20 protein-coding genes and 1 pseudogene are annotated in these 20754 nt (G+C 34.9%); 13 read left to right on the top strand and 8 right to left on the bottom strand.

Annotated elements, in window-relative coordinates; genetic code table 11:
* Window positions 1–111: 111 nt before the first annotated feature.
* Window positions 112–915, bottom strand: coding sequence for a carbon-nitrogen family hydrolase (locus tag KM149_RS04195; RefSeq protein WP_214971788.1), 804 nt, complete (start codon window positions 913–915; stop codon window positions 112–114).
* 165 nt (window positions 916–1080) lie between these two features.
* On the opposite strand from KM149_RS04195, the gene KM149_RS04200 reads away from it, so the two are divergent.
* Window positions 1081–2631, top strand: a complete 1551-nt coding sequence (locus KM149_RS04200; protein ID WP_241415548.1) for an SdrH family protein — start codon at window positions 1081–1083, stop codon at window positions 2629–2631.
* A gap of 112 nt (window positions 2632–2743) precedes the next feature.
* Here the strand turns inward: KM149_RS04200 and mroQ are convergent, their stop codons facing one another.
* On the bottom strand, window positions 2744–3496 hold the full coding sequence (mroQ, locus tag KM149_RS04205) for an intramembrane glutamic endopeptidase MroQ (RefSeq protein ID WP_182281217.1): 753 nt from the start codon (window positions 3494–3496) through the stop codon (window positions 2744–2746).
* 204 nt (window positions 3497–3700) lie between these two features.
* Here mroQ and groES point away from each other — a divergent pair, with 204 nt between their 5' ends.
* Window positions 3701–3985, top strand: a complete 285-nt coding sequence (gene groES, locus KM149_RS04210; RefSeq protein ID WP_016425569.1) for a co-chaperone GroES — start codon at window positions 3701–3703, stop codon at window positions 3983–3985.
* Window positions 3986–4030: 45 nt separating this feature from the next.
* Window positions 4031–5650: a chaperonin GroEL gene (groL, locus tag KM149_RS04215; protein WP_050330477.1), complete on the top strand. Its 1620-nt coding sequence runs from the start codon at window positions 4031–4033 to the stop codon at window positions 5648–5650.
* Window positions 5651–5824: 174 nt separating this feature from the next.
* Here the strand turns inward: groL and KM149_RS04220 are convergent, their stop codons facing one another.
* Complete coding sequence (locus KM149_RS04220) at window positions 5825–6379, bottom strand: histidine phosphatase family protein (protein ID WP_241415549.1); 555 nt, start codon at window positions 6377–6379, stop codon at window positions 5825–5827.
* A gap of 357 nt (window positions 6380–6736) precedes the next feature.
* Here KM149_RS04220 and KM149_RS04225 point away from each other — a divergent pair, with 357 nt between their 5' ends.
* Together KM149_RS04225 and KM149_RS04230 are read left to right on the top strand one after the other, a co-directional pair.
* Window positions 6737–7564 (top strand): MetQ/NlpA family ABC transporter substrate-binding protein, encoded by an 828-nt coding sequence (locus KM149_RS04225; protein WP_241415550.1) that lies wholly within the window; start codon window positions 6737–6739, stop codon window positions 7562–7564.
* A 5-nt stretch (window positions 7565–7569) separates the two neighbouring features.
* A complete protein-coding gene (locus KM149_RS04230; protein ID WP_214971776.1) occupies window positions 7570–8376 on the top strand; it encodes a MetQ/NlpA family ABC transporter substrate-binding protein in 807 nt (268 codons plus the stop codon).
* 152 nt (window positions 8377–8528) lie between these two features.
* On the opposite strand, the gene KM149_RS04235 is transcribed toward KM149_RS04230, so the two are convergent.
* From KM149_RS04235 to KM149_RS04250, 4 genes are all read right to left on the bottom strand, one after another.
* Window positions 8529–9773 (bottom strand): acetylornithine deacetylase, encoded by a 1245-nt coding sequence (locus KM149_RS04235; protein WP_214971773.1) that lies wholly within the window; start codon window positions 9771–9773, stop codon window positions 8529–8531.
* Complete coding sequence (locus tag KM149_RS04240; protein ID WP_060829652.1) at window positions 9766–10278, bottom strand: methylated-DNA--[protein]-cysteine S-methyltransferase; 513 nt, start codon at window positions 10276–10278, stop codon at window positions 9766–9768. The genes KM149_RS04235 and KM149_RS04240 overlap by 8 nt, the downstream gene beginning before the upstream one ends.
* Window positions 10279–10301: 23 nt before the next feature.
* Window positions 10302–11123 carry an SPL family radical SAM protein gene (locus KM149_RS04245; RefSeq protein ID WP_214971770.1) on the bottom strand — a complete coding sequence of 274 codons (822 nt, stop codon included), beginning with the start codon at window positions 11121–11123 and terminating at the stop codon, window positions 10302–10304.
* Between the two features lie 65 nt (window positions 11124–11188).
* Complete coding sequence (locus tag KM149_RS04250; RefSeq protein WP_241415551.1) at window positions 11189–12475, bottom strand: aminotransferase class I/II-fold pyridoxal phosphate-dependent enzyme; 1287 nt, start codon at window positions 12473–12475, stop codon at window positions 11189–11191.
* Between the two features lie 219 nt (window positions 12476–12694).
* On the opposite strand from KM149_RS04250, the pseudogene KM149_RS04255 reads away from it, so the two are divergent.
* The 7 genes and pseudogenes from KM149_RS04255 to KM149_RS04285 all read left to right on the top strand — a co-directional run.
* Window positions 12695–12778, top strand: a pseudogene (locus tag KM149_RS04255) (Trp-rich small protein); the annotation flags it as partial.
* Between the two features lie 272 nt (window positions 12779–13050).
* Window positions 13051–13227 carry an SE1626 family protein gene (locus tag KM149_RS04260; protein WP_164905409.1) on the top strand — a complete coding sequence of 59 codons (177 nt, stop codon included), beginning with the start codon at window positions 13051–13053 and terminating at the stop codon, window positions 13225–13227.
* A 690-nt stretch (window positions 13228–13917) separates the two neighbouring features.
* Complete coding sequence (gene pmtC, locus KM149_RS04265; RefSeq protein WP_050330493.1) at window positions 13918–14793, top strand: phenol-soluble modulin export ABC transporter ATP-binding protein PmtC; 876 nt, start codon at window positions 13918–13920, stop codon at window positions 14791–14793.
* Window positions 14790–15518 (top strand): phenol-soluble modulin export ABC transporter permease subunit PmtD, encoded by a 729-nt coding sequence (pmtD, locus tag KM149_RS04270; RefSeq protein ID WP_050330495.1) that lies wholly within the window; start codon window positions 14790–14792, stop codon window positions 15516–15518. Before pmtC ends, pmtD begins: the two co-directional genes overlap by 4 nt.
* Window positions 15519–15688: 170 nt before the next feature.
* Window positions 15689–16366, top strand: a complete 678-nt coding sequence (locus KM149_RS04275) for a GntR family transcriptional regulator (protein ID WP_103356488.1) — start codon at window positions 15689–15691, stop codon at window positions 16364–16366.
* A 22-nt stretch (window positions 16367–16388) separates the two neighbouring features.
* Window positions 16389–17933, top strand: a complete 1545-nt coding sequence (gene gntK, locus KM149_RS04280; RefSeq protein WP_214971763.1) for a gluconokinase — start codon at window positions 16389–16391, stop codon at window positions 17931–17933.
* 12 nt (window positions 17934–17945) lie between these two features.
* Entirely contained in the window at window positions 17946–19307 is a 1362-nt protein-coding gene (locus tag KM149_RS04285; protein WP_214971760.1) for a gluconate:H+ symporter, read from the top strand.
* 160 nt (window positions 19308–19467) lie between these two features.
* Here KM149_RS04285 and KM149_RS04290 read toward each other — a convergent pair whose 3' ends face one another.
* A complete protein-coding gene (locus KM149_RS04290) occupies window positions 19468–20025 on the bottom strand; it encodes a thioredoxin family protein (RefSeq protein WP_214971757.1) in 558 nt (185 codons plus the stop codon).
* Between the two features lie 170 nt (window positions 20026–20195).
* Here KM149_RS04290 and KM149_RS04295 point away from each other — a divergent pair, with 170 nt between their 5' ends.
* On the top strand, window positions 20196–20753 hold the full coding sequence (locus KM149_RS04295) for an HAAS signaling domain-containing protein (RefSeq protein ID WP_182280740.1): 558 nt from the start codon (window positions 20196–20198) through the stop codon (window positions 20751–20753).
* Window position 20754 lies beyond the last annotated feature (1 nt).

Here is a 20754-nt window from a genome sequence, read left to right on the forward strand (position 1 = left end):
TTAATAACATCCCCAATTAATTGAATAGAATAACTGTAAATTAAACATTCCCTTAATATGGATAAAACAGGCGAGTCCCTCCCAAACTCGCCTGTTTTGTTATGTTTTATTTTATTCACTTCGCGTTGCGTATTTGTAAATGCTTGGTCTTATGTTGTCGAATACTGGGATAGCTTTTCTTTGTTCTATTACAAGATTCAGATCTAACTCAACTGTTAAAACCGCTTCTTGTGCATCTGCCTCTTCTATAATTTGTCCATTTGGATCAATAACCATCGAATGTCCGGCATACGTAGTTTTACCATCATTTCCTGAACCATTGACCGCAACGACATACATATCATTTTCAACTGCTCTAGCTTGCAGTAACTGTCTCCAATGTGAGAGTCGAACATCTGGCCATTGGGCGACATAAAAAATAATATTTGCACCTGTTGCAGCAGGATAGCGACTTAATTCTGGAAATCTTAAGTCATAACAAATAATTTGAGAAACTTTTGTACCGTCTGTTAAAGTATAAACGTAAGGTACGTCTTGGCCGTCAGTTAAGTAATCAGGTTCATCTAACATAGGTACGAGATGGATTTTGTCATATTCATAAATCTTATCGCCCGCTTGATTTACAGCAAATGCTGTGTTAAAGACAGCGTCATTCTTTTTGTTTGAGACAGAACCGGCAATAATATCGACTTGATACTGTTGCGCTAATTTTTTTATAAATGGGTAACTTTGTGTTAATTCGTTATCTGCTTTTGTTTGCAATTCTGAGAGTGCATAACCGTTGTTCCACATTTCTGGTAGTACAACGACATCTGTATTATGCTTAACGTGTTTATCAAACAATGATGCAATTTTTTCTTGGTTTTTTTTAGCGTCTGCTGGAACGACATTAAATTGAAAAAGTTGGATTTGCATGATTAATTCTCCTCACTTCAATCTTTTCTATATATTTTACTAAAGTTCGAAAATTTAAACAAAGTGAGTCTTGTATGCAATTCTATTTCAATAAGGATGGAATTAAGAGGGGATTTTGTATATACTGTCTTTTACGAACAACTTTAAAAATAGGAGCTGATGTCGATGTCTGGACGTAAAGTGCCTAGTTTTAGGAAAGTAATCACTAAAACAGGGGTCTACACGATGGGATTATTGTGTTTAACCCAACCACTTTTAAATGTAAGTGCGCACGCGTATGCGATGACAGATGATGCTCAATCTCATTCTAATGCATATATAAGTGAAAGCGGACTGTACAATGAAGCGACATTACTAAATAAAGCAACAAGAAACAAAGAAAATCAATCTTTACAAAATAACAATGTAAATCATCAGTATACTGCGACACCTTCCTCAACAAAGGAAAGTTATAATCGCATTGGAAAATCAAATTCAGTGCCTGTTACGAATGTACAAGCACCAACAATAAATAAGAAAGACTCGGAACAATTGAAATCCGAAACTCAAAAAGAAGATGAACATGCATCATCATCAAACAATGCTTCTCAGGAGGAAGCGCAGAGCGAGGACTCTCAGCAAAATGGTAATAATGGAGCCAATGAAGATCCGGCACCCATAAAACCTGAGAATCATACGCAACCATCCGATCAAGGTCAAGCGTCACATCAAGGTGGAGAAACACCTCCTAAAGATGAAACAGGGGATTCATCTCAAGTTGGCAATTCACCTTCAAAACCAGATCATGAATTGCCAGATAAAGATGATAAACCGTCAGATTCAGACCAACAACCACCTAAACATGACGATAAACTATCAGATTCGGATCAACAACCACCTAAGCATGACGATAAACCATCAGATTCAGACCAACAACCACCTAAGCATGATGATAAGCCACCAGCGTCAGATCAACAGTCTGACCAAGGTCAAAAGCCTAAACCAAAACCTGATACGCCAAAGCCAGAAGATAGTCACACGCAAGGTGGAAATGGAGGAGCATCAACAAGTCATCCGAACTATCCATCACATCAAAATGGACCGGCGCAACCCAACGCGAATGGTCAGTTTCCGTATCCAAACATTCCACATTACCAACCTAATGGGACAACTGATCATTTTATACCTAAAAATCAAGCAAGTAACAATCAATCAAACAATGATTTCTATCAACGTTATTCAAAATTGATTGGTACGGGTTATAAGTATAATCCATTATTTACGGAACAAATAGAGAATCTTAAGCAAAATGGAAATTTGGCTGATTTCAGTGTTCAACAGCTCAATCAGAAGCAACAATTTTTAAATAATAGTTATTTAAATCAATTACAAAAAAATTCGGATTACTTTAGATTTCAATATTTTAATCCATTATCAACACAAAAATATTATAATAATCTCGATAAACAAGTTTTAGCATTAATTACTGGTAAAGTTGGCTCTATGCCAGATTTAAAAAAGCCATCGGATAAAACAGTTGAAAACGATCATCAACAAGATAAAGTTGAAAAAATAGAACAACATGGTGAAAACCTAACAGAAAAGAATATGAATAATGAAGATCCAGATACGAAACATACGTTTAGTTTGAAATCAATCTCATTGGTAGGGGCGTTGTCAGTAGGTTGTGTGAGTATAATTAGCTATATATTATGGCGTAGACGACATCATATTTAAATATTGAATAAAAAAAGAGATGAGGCTCAAAATGAACTTCATCTCTTTTTTAATATTACTTTACTAACAAGTAAAAAGATTGATTAGTGCGAGTATCAATATGTGAGATCAATCATAAGAAGTGAATGACAAATAATTGAATGAATTGAACTTGTTTCATTGCATCTTCTAATAACTTTTCAGGCATTGTTAGTTGAATTAAAGCGACAAGGCCATTTTGAGCCATATGAATACCGATTGAAACGCTTAAACGTTTTGTGTAAATATAAAAGGCAGAAAATATGACACCCATAACAAAATAAACAAGCAAGTGTGAAAAATCCATATGTGCAACGGCAAATAATAGTGAACTTATGGTCGTTGCGATTAAAAATTTAATCGTTTTATTCGCTCGAATGGCGTTGTAGATTTCACCGAATAGCACTTTTCTAAAAACAAATTCTTCCAGTAAAGGCCCAATGATAGCAATTAAAATAATCATAATAGGCATTTCGCGTGCAACTTTTAAAATTCTAAAAGTATTTTCACTCACTGGATTGGTGCCAAAAATAAGAACACTTAATACATTCACGATAATTTGTGCAAAATAGACAATCCCTAAACCTGCTAATATCCATGGGACAATATAACGTTTCTTCTCTTTGGGTTCTAATTCAAACGCAAGTTTATTTTTAACAGTATATTGCATCACTAAAATAATAATTGCTGCACATAAAAAAGCAATCAATTGGATGTAGATGGTTTGGTGCAAAGCGGTTGTACGATGTTGTGTATTTATCCATCCTAAAGCATTTGCGATAGTAGGTGTGAATAATGCAAGTATGTAAAATACAACCGTTAATATAGAAACTAAAATACGATTCATTTTATTCCTCCATTCAATGCTATCATTTTATCATAGATAGAAAATTAGCGCCGAGGTACATAGTTATTAAGTGAAAAAGTTATGATTATAAAGATTCAAACTTATCGCTTGAATTTTTGACCAAATTTGATTATTATAGAAATGTATTAGCACTTAAGAACTTGAAGTGCTAAATTTATGTTTAACATAAGGAGGCACAAACACATGCTTAGACCATTAGGAAATCGTGTGGTTATTGAGAAAAAAGAGCAAGAACAAACAACGAAAAGTGGTATTGTTCTCACTGATTCTGCGAAAGAAAAATCAAATGAAGGTGAAATCGTTGCTGTAGGTCCAGGACGCATTTTAGAAAATGGGGAACGGTTAAAACCTGAATTGAATGTGGGTGACCGTGTTGTGTTTCAACAATATGCAGGTACTGAAATTAAAAGAAACGATACAAAATACTTAGTGTTAAGTGAAGACGAAATTTTAGCAGTTATTGAATAATAGATAAATAAAACAGATGAATATTAAACAACGGAGGGACTCTGAATGGCAAAAGAATTAAAATTCTCTGAAGATGCACGTCAAGCCATGTTACGTGGTGTAGATAAACTTGCAAATGCTGTAAAAGTAACAATCGGACCAAAAGGACGTAACGTCGTATTAGACAAAGAATTTACAGCACCTTTAATTACTAACGATGGGGTAACAATCGCTAAAGAAATCGAATTAGAAGATCCATATGAAAACATGGGTGCAAAATTAGTACAAGAAGTTGCAAATAAAACAAATGAAATAGCCGGTGACGGTACAACAACAGCAACTGTTTTAGCACAAGCTATGATTCAAGAAGGACTTAAAAATGTAACAAGTGGCGCAAATCCAGTAGGTATCCGTCAAGGTATTGATAAAGCGGTAGCTGTAGCGATTGAAGCACTTCATAATATTTCTCAAAAAGTAGAAAATAAAGAAGAAATCGCGCAAGTAGGTGCTATTTCTGCAGCGGATGAAGAAGTAGGTCGTTATATTTCTGAAGCTATGGAAAAAGTAGGTAATGACGGTGTAATCTCTATTGAAGAATCAAGCGGTTTTAATACTGAATTAGATGTAGTAGAAGGTATGCAATTCGATCGTGGATACCAATCTCCATACATGGTTACTGATTCAGATAAAATGACTGCAGAGTTAGAAAAACCTTATATTTTAATCACGGATAAAAAAATCTCATCTTTCCAAGATATCCTACCTTTATTAGAGCAAATCGTTCAATCTAATCGCCCAATTTTAATCGTTGCTGATGAAGTTGAAGGCGACGCTTTAACAAACTTAGTATTGAACCGTATGCGTGGTACATTTACTGCCGTTGCAGTAAAAGCACCAGGATTTGGTGACCGTAGAAAAGCGATGTTAGAAGATTTAGCTATTTTAACAGGTGCTCAAGTCATCACTGACGATCTTGGTTTAGAATTAAAAGAAGCTACAATCGATATGTTAGGTACAGCAAACAAAGTTGAAGTCACTAAAGACAACACAACTGTTGTTGATGGTGATGGAGACCCAACAAATATCGATGCACGTGTGAACCAAATTAAAGCACAAATTGAAGAAACTGATTCTGATTTTGACCGTGAAAAATTACAAGAGCGCCTTGCTAAATTAGCCGGTGGTGTCGCTGTAATTAAAGTTGGTGCTGCTTCAGAAACAGAATTAAAAGAACGTAAATTACGTATTGAAGATGCATTGAACTCAACACGTGCTGCGGTAGAAGAAGGTATTGTAGCAGGTGGTGGTACAGCATTAATGAATATCTTCAAAAATGTTGAAGAAATTGATGCAGAAGGCGACGAAGCTACAGGTGTCAACATCGTATTAAAAGCTTTACAAGCCCCAGTACGCCAAATTGCGGAAAACGCTGGTTTAGAAGGTTCTGTCATTGTAGAAAGAATGAAAAATGCAGAACCAGGTGTAGGTTATAATGCAGCAACAGATGAATGGGTCAATATGTTAGAAGCTGGTATCGTGGATCCTACAAAAGTGACACGTTCAGCATTACAACATGCTGCGAGCGTTGCTGCAATGTTCCTTACTACAGAAGCGGTAGTCGCAAATATACCTGAAGAAAAAGGAAATGACATGCCACAAATGGGCGGCATGCCAGGCATGATGTAATTACTATCTTAAACTTTAGATGAATATAATAAATTAATTAAATGAGTAGAGGTGTTTCTCAAGAGTTTCTTACTTTTGGGGAGCGCCTTTTTTATGTATTTGCTCCATTATATTTAAAAAGTACTCAATGAAGGTTTGAGATTAATAGAATATACATACAAAAAACGCTTATAGTCATATCGTTATTTTCTTCAATTTCATATTCTCAAATTCAAATGTGACTATCCAAGGAAATTGATGTTTATATTGATTAAATGCTTCATAACTAAAATCAGTCTTATAATAGTTAATTATTGTTGAAAGAGCTGTACCATGTGTGCCTACTACAATGGATTTTCCAGATGCTTCTTCTAAAATATTTTTTAAAGCCAAAATATTTCGTTCTTGGACTTCTTTTAAACTTTCACCGTTAGGAAGTTTAAATGTGAAATCTTCCCACTGTTTTCTTGCGATTGATGAAAAATCACCTACCCATTTATCAGAAATTTTGCGCTCTCTTAAGTCATTGATGATTTTAATTTGTCGTTGTTTATTGTGTGCTAGCGGAGTAATTGTATCAATAGCGCGTTTATAAGGACTCGAATAGAAATGATCAATTGAAATTGTAGAGAACTGATCAATCAATGTATGGCTTGCTTCAATTCCCTTAATTGTTAGCTCACGTGCCATATCATCATGATTTTGATAGTTAGGCTCCGCGTGACGTATGAAGTAAATCGTGGTTTTCATTATAAACACCTCTTACTAAATAGTTTTATTTTAATTTTAACATTTATGTAGCTTAAATAACGAAATGGCCTTTAATAAATATGATGACTAAGTCATCACTAGAAACAAATGGATTATACAAGGAACATGTTTTTATAATCATTTTTGAAGTACTATGTCTATGAAAATGTATAGATTCTAAATGGTTTATGTCGCGCAATGATGAAGATTATAACACTTAATACTGCATGATCTACCATTTAATTAGATTCAAATTATCATTTAAACTGAATTAAAAACATATTGACTTTAAGGACTAAAATGCTATTATATTTATAAAACTGATAAGAATAATAAGGATTAAAGAGGTGGAGTCATTTGAAGCGATTTTTTTACGTTTTGATTTTAGGATTTATCGTTATATCTGTGGCTGGCTGTGGTAAGTCTGACTCGGAAAGTAACAGTGATAAAAAATTTACGATTGGGTTTGGTGTGGGGACTTATGAAGAGCAATTTAGAAAAGGCATCTTACCTATTCTTCAAAAGGAAGGTTACGATGTAAAAATTAAAACTTTTTCTCAAAATGATCAAGTTGATCCTGCTTTAGTTGATGAAGAAATTGATGCTACGGTTCATCAAAGTCGGGCTTATATGAATAGTATGAACAAAAAATTAAATGGAGAAATGATTGTGAACAATCACGTACCGACTGCGCCACAATCTATTTGGTCGACGAAACATCATTCTCTAGATGACGTTAAAGATGGTCAAACGATAGCAGTACCTAATGATCCAGTGAACCAAGAACGTGCATTTAGAATTTTGGAAAAGCTTAAATGGGTGAAAATTGATAAAGATGCGGGAACAGTCAATTTCAATGTTAAAAGTGTAAAACCCGATCGGTATCATTTAAATTTTAAAGAGGTTCATTCTGCACAAGTTTTACGTTCCTTAGATGATGTAGATTATGGTATCGTCAATGGAAACTATATTGCAGATGCGCATAAAGTTATCGCAGATGGCTTGATAGTGGAAAAAACGCCAGAACAGCATAAAGTTGTACTGACCATTAATAAAAAAGATCAAAATAAGGCGTGGGCAAAAGCACTTAAAAAAGCATATTACTCAGATGAATTTAAAACTTGGTATGAAAAGCAAAATAAATATAAAGGCTTTATTACACCAAAAGAATGGAATGAGGGGTAAGTGCAATGAGAAAAAATTTATTCCTATTACTGACTTTGTTTTTGTCTTTGATTTTAGTTGCTTGTGGTCATGAAGAAAAAGATAAAAAGGAAATTACAGTTGCCACATCACCTGGACCGTACAGTGAACTCTTTTTAAAAGGAATAAAGCCTGAATTAGAAAAGAAAGGTTATACGGTAAAAAATAAAGATTTTACGGAGTTACTGCAAGCAGACGTTGCTCTGCAGGAAGGTAGTGTTGATGTGAACGTGGATCAACATAAGGCCTATATGGATACTTTTAATCAAGAAAGAGATGCAAATTTAACCAATATCACCAAAATACCAACCGTTCCGACGCAAATCTTTTCGAAACGTCATACTTCTTTAGAGGAAATAAAAGAAGGGGACACGATTGCGATTCCACAAGACCCTTCAAATGCTTCGCGTGCTTTTCGTATATTAGAAAAAGCGGGATGGATTGTAGTTGATGCTAAAAAGAATGATATTACCATTACTAAAAAAGATATTACAAAAAATCCTAAACATCTCAATATTAAGGAGATGAATTCTGCAAGTATTCCAAGAGTTTTAGATGATGTTGACTATGGTGTTATTCCTGGCTCAATTGTTTACGCTTCTCATTTAGATGCTTCAAAAGGATTATTAAAAGAAGATTTGATTAATGATTTATATTTACAAGTTGTTGTGAACGAAAAGAATAAAAATCAGCAATGGGTGAAAGACATTCAAAAAGCTTATCATTCTAATGCATTTAAAAAAGTGCTGGCAAAAGAGAATAAAGATGGCTATTGGGTTGTTCCAGAAAAATAGTGTTTTAGATTGAAACATGAAATATTTAGATAAATATAGGAATTGGGCATTTAAGGATAAAGCAAATGATTTAAAAAAGTATCATAATTGTAAAGCGTATGATATGAGCTTGTTACTCATATCATACGCTTTTTAAATGTTTAACACGTTACTTATTGGCTAGCTGCTTTGACAGGGTTTTTATACCAGGTTTTCAAAAAGTGATAAAGCACTTCTGTATAATCTTCGAGTGATTTGATTTCAATTTTTTCGTTAGTGCCGTGTGCTTCATTTAATTCTCCTGGCCCATATAAAATGGTTGGAATGCCGAAATCTGCTGTCCAACCGCCATCTGTTACAGTCGTACTCATCGTTGATTGAAGCGGGCCTTGATGAATTTTTTCATGTGCCTGTTCCAGTAAATGGTAGCCTGGATGGTTAACGGGAAGGGTAAAACTAGGGAATATTTCTCCTTTATCTTCTATCATTGAATTGCCTCCCCATTCAAACTGAAGTGGGTGGTGTTGCAGCCATAAATCACTTTCTGCCACTTTATTTAAATAGTTTTCAACCTCATTAATAATATCTTCATAATTTTCATGAGGGAGAAAATGAACAGTAATCCAAAGCTTACATTGATCCGCAATAAAAGCGGGGTGACGTCCACCTTCAATGACTGCAGGATTAATCGTATTAGCACCACTTGGCATACCTGGATAAGATTTTGTCACGGCCCAATGGCGCTCAAGCTCTTGTAACGCTTGAATAATTTTTACCATTTTTTCAATCGCACTTGCGCCATGACGTCCACCGCCAGCGTGTATAATATGACTCCGAGCACCATCATGGATTGTGACATCGCTCTGTATTGTAATCCATCCGGTAATTACACCACCTTGTCCCATTGCAATAGATTCGCTTGTATCTAGGACGAGTGCTAAATCAGCTTTCGGTGAATGTTCACACGCAATTTTTGTTCCTGCTTCACCCACTTCTTCGCCTACAACTGATTGAACTATGATATCTCCTTCAGGCTGCACACCATCTTGATATAGTCGTTCAAGATTATAAAATAATGCAGACATGCCACCTTTCATATCGGCGACACCTCTTCCATACAAATAGCCCTCTTTTTCAACGAGTTTAAATGGATTTGTATGCCAAAATGTTTCGTTTTCAACTTCTGCAACATCTACATGTCCATTCAATATGAGTTTTGGGGCATGTTCATTTTTGCCTTTTAATGTGGCAACAATAATCTCATCATTGTCATAAAAAGGGATTTGTGTGGTATCGAATCCTATCGCTTTAAGCCAATGTGCAATCTTTTGTTGAAGGGGCTTTGTATTTCTTGCGGGCGGGCTGACAGTAGGTTCTGCAATAAGTGAGGCTAATATTTCAAATTGTCTTTTATTCATTCAAATGACCCTCCAATGTTAATAAACGTATTTTTCTGTTTAATCCGCTGTTGAAGCCACCCAACTGGCCATCCTTTCTAATGACCCTGTGACATGGAATGATAATGGATAAGGGATTCAGACCAATTGCTGAAGCCACGGCACGGGTGCTTTTAGGATGTCCCATCATTTGAGCAATTTCCCCGTAACTTACTTTATTTCCATAGGGGAGCTGTTGTAAGGTACCCCAAACTTTTTGTTGGAAAGGAGTGCCGATTTCAAATGATATTGGCGTTTTAAACGATTGACAGTAGCCGTGAAAATAACTTTCTAATTCGTGAGCAAGTTGATTAATTAAATCATGTTGCGAGCGGTGTATCAACTTATGCTGCCCATTTAATTTATTCAATAACGTTTGGTAGTCTTTCGAGTCATTAAAAGCTAAACCAACTAATTTATCATGAGCGTTGACAACTGCGGTCATGACGCCAAGTGGTGTGTGTAGATGTTGATAATAATATGACAAGTTGTTTCATCTCCGTTCATTGATTAGAATTCAGTCGGTTTAAAACCATCAACACTAACTGAAATATGTGTTTTAGAAAATCGAGATTGCATCAATTTCAATACATATTGATAGGCGTCAGGTTGATACCAATCTTCTAAATGTAATGATTGATACATATGACGCATACCTAATGATTCAGTTCTACGACCATTTGAACCATCGCCCATAAAGTAATCATCTATAGTGACATCATCTGTATATTGCGCTAAGATTTCAGGAAAGTTTGTCGTACAAGGTAAAAGAGGTGCCACAGCGACTTGCGTTGGGATACCTGCCTGACGTAATTTTTTGAGCGCATTGAGTCTTGATTGAATGCTAGGTGCTTGTGGTGTGAAATAACGCACCATATCTTCTCGGTCTGTCTCAATGGTCATACTTACAATAAACCGACCGGGATAGGTTTTTAAAATGTCAATATCACGTTGAATGAGTGGACTACGTGTTTGAATAAATAAAAAGTTGGGAGGATGACTGGCCATAGATGTGAGTAGTGTCCTTGTAATCTCATATTTCTTTTCAAGCGGCTGGTAAGGATCGGTTGAAGAGGACATAAAAATCGTCACAGAGCCTTTTCTTTTGGCGTGTTGTAACACATTTTGAAATTGATGATTAACGTTATTTTTAACTGTCACCCATTCTCCCCAGTTTTTACCAGAAAATAACGAGATTGGTGACTTCCTCACATAACAATACGAACACGCATATTGGCAACCCATGTATGGATTGAGCGTATGCGTATAATCCTTTAGGAAAACACTTGCTTTTGTTAAAAATTGTTTAGGTTGTTTGACATTGATTTCCATTGCGACCCCCAAATTTTATAAAAAAGACAGGAAACATTGTATGAGATGTCCCTGTCTATAGTTGATTATTGTAATGCTTTAATTGCTTCTGCTATTGAGTTGAAAACATATGATAAATCATCTTTCTCAATACAACTAAAGGCGATACGAATATCTGTATCATTTAAGGCAATGATACCAATTGAATGATGTTCGATGAGGTGTAATCTTAATTGTTCTGGGTCTACACCATTTACTTTTAGTGCCATGAAATAGCCGGAGTTAAAGTCGTAAGGTTGCCATAGTAATTTAAAGGCATCTTGATAAACGATTTCCTTAGTCACTTCGTAACGTTCTTTCAGTGTATCGATATTTTCTTGAATTTCTTGATCAAAATTAGCTTTGTTTTTAAGGGCATGTTGTACTGCCGCTTGCGTTGGTGAAGCGCCGCTAGAAATATTGCTACGAATTAATCCTTTCATTTTGGCTTCTAACACTTTTTTTGTTGTGTCATTAGAAAGGCCGAATGTAAGGAAGCCTACACGGAATCCCCATGCGAAAAATTCTTTCGTTGCGCCGTCTAAACGAACAGGTAATACACGAGAATTGTTGAGTTGTGTCAGTGCTGTGAAGATAGATTGTGTATATACATCTTCATAAAATAAGCCATAATATGCATCATCAACAATTGTCACAACATTTACGCCACGATGTCCTAAGTCATCAATGGCTTTAACAATGGCTTTAACTTCACTCTCAGTAGGGGTATAACCTGTTGGATTGTTAGGATAGTTGAGTACCATGATTACTTTGTCTTGATCAATTTGATTAAGTGTATTCACAAGTTCAGTTGTTGTGAAGTGACCCTGTTCATCAAAAATAGGATAAGTATTGATTTCTGCTTGATGGCGCACACCAAAAACAAGTTTGTAGTTCCCCCAGTTATGTGTGGGAAGTAAAACAGTATCTCCAGGATTTACAAAAAGGTCGCCAACTAAAGATAGACCGTGTGTGAGTGCGTTAGTGACTAACGGTAAACTGATCGCATCAGCAGAAAGATCAGGGTTTTCTTTCAACATTTTTTGTTGCCAAAGCTCACGCAACTCACCTAAACCTTGGGGAGGAGCATAGGAGAAAACTTCATCTGTGTTAAGCTCATTAAACATACTGTAAAGTGACTCAGTGTACAATTTCCCCTTAGAATCTGTTGCCATTCCAATCGTCGCGTTATACTGCGTAGATTTTGCTTCAGCAGATTGTGTTAAAATGCCTTTTGGATAATACATGTTTTTCCCTAAATCAGAAAGCATATCTAAAATAATAGGTTGTTTCTCTGTTAATTGTTCATTCAATTGCAGCGCTAAAGGGTTCATCTCATTTCGACCTCTTTCCTAAAATTCATAATATATATGTCTATCATACAGTGAAAACTTATAAATTTAAAGTTACAGTTAGTGCGTGGTTTAAAAATTAAAACACCAAAACAGAACACATGTTCGCTATTTTGTGTTAAAATAAATTTAGCCACCTTTCCCTACATTTTTGGTGCTAAAAATAAAAATGGCTTCGCAAAGTAGGAGGTGTTCTTAATCATGCAGTGGACAGAGTTTTTAATGTCATTAATCACTGGTGGTATTTTAATTATTTTTAGATGTTGGTTTGAGTCTAAATGGCGACAATATGATCACCATTCAGACCATGAGGATGACGAAATCACCTCAAAAACCAAAAAGTAAAGTATTAAAAAGCCCCAAGCTTGCGGCAACAAGTTTGGGGTTCTTAATCATGTGTGGATACAACTCTATATTAGCATGTGTGATATTTTGAAGCAAACAATATAATGAAAAATTAAAAGTAGTTACAATCATAAATACAAATCAAATAAACGATTGACAAATAAATTGGCTTTTTCTAAAGTGAAATCAATGAATAAAAAGAGGTGAAATGATTGAAACATCTAACTAAAATATTTGTAGTGATTGCACTTATCATTTTTATTTTAGGTATTATTTTGCAATTTATAAATCAAGAAGGTTCAGCTATTAAATTATTCGTTGCAACGATTTTATTTATGATTTGTGCTTTTATTAGTCGGAATAATGATCGTAAAAAGCAACAAAAGTAAGGCCATTTTTGAAAAGAATCCATTCAAACCCCCATAATAGTTTGTTGCATTTAGCATCAATGCAATCTAATGTTGTCAAAAATGACTGTGAAGTCAAATACTATAGCACTTGATAGTCATTTTGACCCTTCCATTTGTGTAATTTAACACTTAGTCACCACTTTATCTTTCTGCTATTCATTTTCCAATTACCTTACCTGTCCATGTTTAACTCTAAGTCCTATTAATAAGACTTATACGTATGACGTAAGAAATTTTACTCTTTTAAATTTTAGCCTTAACACAAAAATAATAAGAATCAAATATGTGATGTTCATTGTAAAAATGATGTAAAACTGAGGTCGAATTCTATCTATCAGTAGAACAAATATGTCACAATATAGAGGAAGACTTTAATATTTTGTTGAGAAGATGTATAAGAAGAATTAATTATTCTTTCAGTTTTTTGTAATTTACCATGATTGTGATACTTTTGGATATGTGTAATAAAAGTAATTTAAATTTAAAAGATTTTTTTGTTTTAAATGGATAGAGAATTTTTGGGCGAAATCAAAGAAATAATATATAATGGAATCTAAATGATATTACGATTTAATTTATCATTTTGTCTTATTCATTATAAATGTTATTGTTGAAAGAGACGTATATTATTTAACTAAAAGCTTATAGAGATGGTAGGAGGGCATGTGTATGGAGTTAAAGCAGATTACGAAGCGTTACAACAATAATACTGTCATCGATCAAATTGATTTTGCTTTTAATGATAGTCATATTGTTGGTCTAATAGGAAAGAACGGTGTAGGTAAAACGACACTAATGAAAATTATGAATGGTAACATTATAAATTATTCGGGTGAAGTCAAAACCTCAAGTGATGAGCGTATTGGTTATTTAATTGAACATCCTAAACTTTATGATAATAAGACCGGATTATATAACTTAAAACTTTTCGCTCAAGTGTTAGGAAAAGGCTTTGATAAAGAATATACAGATAAAATTGTTAAAGCTTTTGGTATGGAATCTTATATTAAGAAAAAAGTGAAAAAGTATTCAATGGGAATGAAACAAAAATTAGCAATTGCAGTTTCCTTAATGAATAAGCCGAAATATTTAATATTGGATGAGCCAACGAATGGAATGGACCCAGACGGCTCCATTGATGTTCTAAAAACAATACAGCAACTTGTAGAACAATTAGATATGAAGATTTTAATATCGAGTCATAAATTAGAAGATATAGAATTAATTTGTGATCGTGCTGTATTCTTAAGAGAAGGCCACTTTGTTCAAGATGTCGATATGTCAAATGGTCAATCTGCAAATCAAACGATTGTCAAAGTTGCTCCAAAAGACTTTGAAGAAGCCCTTTACTATTTAACGGATCATTTTAAAGTAGCACAATCACACAAAGATTCAGGGGAAATTATTTTGAATGCACAAAGTAATTATCAAATGTTTTTACAAGGTTTAGCACAAAAACAGATATTTCCAACATACATTGAAACGAGAAAAATTTCATTGCGTGACACATACTTTAATATTAATCAACGAGGTGACGAACAATGAGAATATTGCAATTAGTTAAATTCGATATGATTAGCATATTGAAGAGTCCACTTACATATTTAGCGATTATTTTGGGTGTCGCACCGCTGATTACTACAATGGCAATCCTCGTTACACATGATAAACCTGTCAATGCGAATACACTTTTTAGTGTAGGAAAATGGTTCTTCTCGTTAATTGGGTTACTTTTTGTAATCAAAACCATTACACGTGATAGTGGCCAAGGCACGATTCAACTCTTTTTGAACCACTATCGAAATCGCGTTGGTTATTTTATTGCAAAATGCTGTTCAATCGCGCTTATTTCCATAATTACAACAGCTGTTGTTTTAATCGTGACATATTTAATTCAATGGACAACCAAAGGTGAAGAACTTAATAATCAGAATACATGGAAGTTATTGGTCTTTTATTTAATTCTTTTCTTTGTGTATGGTTTGCTGTTATTTTTAATTAATTTAATTGTTCAAAAACCGGCACTAGTTTATACATTAGGTATTTTACTGTTGCTTATATTACCGGTGATGAAACCATTTATTCCTTTGATTCCTGTCATTGGGGATGATATTCAAAAATCGTTGAAATACATTCCGTTTAGCTATTTGAGTGAAAAGTCTTTAGACAGTGGGTTAACGTTTTCAAACTGGCAATGGTTTATCAATGCTGCATCCATCGTCGTATTATTCATTGCTAATTTCCTTTTAATTAGTAAGAAAGATATCTAAAATCATCTATTTAAGTGACATGTGTTAAATAGAAAGCGATATAAATTAAAAATGAGATTGAGATCTAAACGTGTTTTAGATTTTAATCTCATTTTTTAGTTTTGTATAGAAAGCGTTTACAAATATGAGGATTTGAACTAGAATACTTGTATACAAGATGAGGTGATCGAATGGAATTTCCAAAAAAATGGTTAACAGATTTATCAAAAGGCGAAGCAATAGCGGCACAAATACGTCTTGATATCATTAACGGGGATCGTTCAGCGGAACAGATTTTAACTGAGAATCAAGTTGCTGCTGAATTTCATGTGAGTCGTTCACCTGTTAGAGATGCATTTAAAATTTTAAAACAGGGGCGCTTGATTCGCTTAGAACGAATGGGAGCTGAAATAGTGCCTTTTACCGATCAGCAACGCCAGGAACTGACGGATATTCGGTTAATGATCGAATCATTTGCTTTTACAAAAGTCATTCAACGTGCTGATTTGGATACAATTGTTCGAGCGATGTATCAAGCGCTTGAAATGATGAAAGTAAGTTTGAAGTTTGAAGATGCGATAAGCTTTACAGAAAATGATTTAAACTTTCATGAAACAATGGTACGCGCGTGTGAACACCATTATTTAACACACTTGTGGAAACAAATGAAGCCGACAATGCTTTGTATGATTTATATCAGTATGCAGCGCAGAATGGACACAAATGTCATTGATTTTAAGCGAATTATTACGAACCACGAACTGTTTGTAAAAGCCATTGAAGCACAAGACAGAAAAAAGATGTATCAAGCATTTGAGCTGAATTTTAAAGATTTAAATGACGATATCGGTGCTTTTTGGGCGCAGTAGTCAGAGAAAGGAGAATGAAAACATGAAAGATTTTATGATAGGTATAGATATTGGTACGACGAGTACAAAAGCAGTTTTATATCGTACGAATGGACATATACAATTAAAAAAGCAAATCGAATACCCATTACTGACACCTGAAGTAGATATTTCTGAACAAGATCCTGAAGTGATTTTTAAAGCAGTTATTGAAACGATACAATCCGTTTTAATCGAAAGTGAAATTTCAAGTGAAGACGTTGCATTTATCTCATTTAGTGCACAAATGCACAGTCTCTTACTTATTGATGAAAATAACCAACCTTTGACAAACAGTATGACATGGGCAGATAATCGTGCTCGTTTTGCAGCTGAAGACTTGCGTAAGCATTATAAGGGAAATGAGATTTATAAACGTACTGGCACACCAATTCATGCGATGTCACCACTTTCTAAACTGTGGTGGTTAAAAAATGAGTCTCCGGATCTTTTTAATCGAGCACGTTTCTTTGTAGACATTAAGTCATATGTGTTATTCAGATTAACTGGAGAATGGGTGATGGATGAATCCATTGCTTCAGCCACAGGACTCTATCATTTGAAAAATAGAGATTGGGACGCATCGGTATTAGATTTACTAAATATCTCATTCTCCCAATTACCGCGATTGGTAGAAACCACCAAAGTATTAGCTATAGAAAATAATTTTACTATCCAACGACTCGGTCTTTCAATTCAAATGCCGATTGTTGTCGGGGCGAGCGATGGTGTTCTTTCTAATTTAGGTGTCAATAGTATTGAAAAAGGGGAAGTTGCCATCACGATTGGTACGTCAGGTGCAATACGAACGGTAGTTGACCGTCCTGTCATAGATGAAAAGGGACGTATATTTTGTTATGTCCTTGATGAAGATCATTATGTTATTGGAGGGCCCGTTAACAATGGTGGTGTCGTATTGAAATGGTTAAGAGACGAGCTACTTGCCAGTGAAATTGAAACAGCAAAGCGACTCGGAATTGATACATACGACGTCATGTCCCGTATTGCACAAACTGTGCCGCCCGGTTCAAATGGCTTACTTTTTCATCCTTATCTGACAGGTGAGCGTGCGCCGTTGTGGGATTCTAATGCGCGTGGCTCTTTTATTGGTTTAACGTTGTCACATAAAAAAGAACATATGATACGCGCTGTTATGGAAGGTGTCTTGTTTAATCTTTATACAGTATTTCTAGCTTTAGTCGAAGTCATGGAGGACGTACCTCAGAAAATTAAGGCCACAGGTGGATTTTCAAAAAGCCATTTATGGAGACAAATGATGTCCGATATTTTTGATTGTACAGTAGAGATTCCTAAAAGTTATGAGAGTTCATGTCTCGGCGCTTGTGTTTTAGGCTTAAAAGCGCTCAATCATATTGAGGATTATACCATCGTTGAAACGTGGATGGGCTCTACCCATCAACATGTCCCTCATGATAAGAATGTCAATCTCTATCAAGAATTAGCATCCGCTTTTATACAGATTAGTCGTGATTTGAATTATGCTTATCAAACTTTATCTCAATTTCAAAATCAGTTAAAAGATAAATAGGGAGGGAACAAAATGTTACATGAATTTTGGCCACTTATCAGCGTTCTCATTGGTATCATCGTTTTATTATTACTTATTATGCGATTCCAGTTAAACACTTTTATTGCACTTATTATTACAGCTATGTTGACGGGTATTTTATTGGGGATGCCATACAATAAAATTGTAACAACCATTGAAGCAGGTATAGGAGGAACTTTAGGTCATATTGCTTTAATATTTGGTTTAGGCGCAATGTTAGGTAAATTATTAGCGGACGGTGGTGGGGCGACACAAATCGCTGACACCCTCATTGCAAAGTTAGGTAAGAAATATGTGCAATGGGCGATGGTGATTGCGTCTTTTATGATTGGTATTGCTTTATTTTTTGAAGTCGGACTCGTTTTGTTAATTCAGTTAGTTTTTACCATTGCTAAACGAATGAATGTATCTCAATTAAAAATAGGATTACCAATGGTTACAGCTCTTTCTGTTACACATGGCTTTTTGCCTCCGCATCCCGGGCCAGTCGTTATCGCTAAAGAATTAAATGCATCTATTGGGGAAGTGCTCCTTTATGGCTTTATCATTGCAATACCAGTCACTTTAATTGCTGGACCACTATTCGTAAAGATCGCACCTTATCTATCGCGGAGTGCTTTTGAAAGAGAAGGAGATATATCATCTCTCGGTGCAACCAAGACCTTTGAAGATGAAAAATTGCCCAATTTTGCATTGAGTACATTTACAGCGCTGTTACCAGTTCTTTTAATGTTATTTGCTACCATTTGGCAGTTAGTGACAGGTCATGAGTCAGGACCGAAAAATCATTTAGAAAGAATCATATATTTCGTAGGGAATGCAGGTACTGCCATGTTAATTGCAGTGATATTTGCAATCTTTAGTATGGGTATTTTGCGTGGTAAGTCGACAAAACAGGTCATGAATACGTTAACAGAAGCGATTTATCCCATTGGCATGATGCTTCTCATCATTGGAGCTGGTGGTGCGTTCAAGCAAATTTTAATTGATGGAGGTGTAGGTGGCGCTGTTGAGCATATTTTTACGGGCGTTCGCATATCCCCCATTTTACTCGCTTGGTTAGTGGCAGCACTATTGAGATTGGCACTTGGTTCAGCGACAGTTGCGGCAATTTCGACAACAGGCATCATCTTACCCTTATTGCAAACGACAGACGTGAATTTAGCATTAGTTGTGTTAGCAATTGGAGCTGGCAGTATCTTTTGTTCTCATGTTAATGATGCAGGATTTTGGATGTTTAAAGAATATTTTGGACTGACTGTAAAAGAAACATTTTTAACATGGTCACTTGTCGAAACTATAATTTCTGTGAGTGGCTTAGGGTTTGTCTATCTCATGAGTCTTATCGTTTAATAAAGGTACAATCATTAAAACTCAAGATAAGATTTAATTTAAAAACAAAGCCTCGAATTGAGAACGGTTTGGTTAAACGTATACTCGATTCGAGGCGTTAATTTTATTACTCTTCACTACATTGAATCAATCATGATACCGAACTTGTGCGCGATTACATTTAAATGAGTCGAGATAAGATAGATTCATAGACTTCATTCCAAAATGAAGGATCTGTCGCATAACGATTATGAATCGTTTGATGAACTTCTTTTTGTTTATCATCAAAACTTGGATCATTTTTATTAGGTAAATATTCTGAACGGACTTGCTCAACAAATTTTTGAACTGTGTGCGCGCGGGGGCCCCACACCGCTTTTTGTTCAAAATTTTCATTCATAAAAATATAAATTGGAATTGAACGTGATTTACCATTGGTTAAATATTGATCGATGAGGTCTGTATTATCATCTCGATAAAAGGCGCGCACTTCTAAATCTGCGCCCTCAGCGATATGCTTTAAAATTGCATTGTTCATCATAGCGTCACCGCACCAATCTTCTGTAATGACAAGAACGTAACGATAACCTTTTTCTTTAAGTTGCTCAATGCGACTATCATTTGAAGGTAATTCAAATTGATGATATATCGATTGGAGTTCGGACTGATTTTGAGACATGTCTTGAATATACTGATCGAAAGGTTTAGATTGTGCGTAATACGTTTTTAAATGTGCCATAATAACCCCTCCCTTGACTTACATTATAACAGTATAATAATTTGATGAAAATTAAAAAGATTACGACAAATTAAGAATATGACATTTACAATACAAATCTAATCAAACTATTTAATTTTAAAGTTTGAGTCCTTATAATTTTTAATATCAGAGTAAAAAGGGGGAGGACGATGGATAAAATCACATTTTTGAATGAATTAGAATATCAACTACATCGTTTACCCGATGATAAAATTGATGAAGTGATGAATACGTATGAGAATTATTTTTATCAAGAAGGACGTAAAGGGAAAACTGATCGTGCTATTGTTAAAGATTTAGATACACCTAAGCAAATTGCAAAGCAGCAATATGCAAAATATGCCGTCAAAAATGCGGAAAACAAACCTGATGTTGCACACATTGCACATGCTGTTTTTGCGACAATAGGGATGAGTGTCATCACTTTATTTTTTATTCTGGTGCCTTTGTTTTTTGTAATGATTATTACACTGTTAGGCACTTTTATTGCATTAGGAATGTTGCTATCCCCAATACTCTTACTCATTATGAATATATGGTCAGGGTTACACAGCTTTTCATTAAGCAATTATCTTTTTAGCTTTGCTTATTTAGGACTGGGTGCTATGTTCCTGGTCATTATTATAAAATTCATCATTGCAATTCGAAACTTACTCATAAGATATTTGAAATGGAATGTCAATTTTATTAAAAAAGGAACATCGTAGC

Source organism: Staphylococcus coagulans (assembly GCF_022557135.1).
Classification (GTDB): domain Bacteria; phylum Bacillota; class Bacilli; order Staphylococcales; family Staphylococcaceae; genus Staphylococcus; species Staphylococcus coagulans.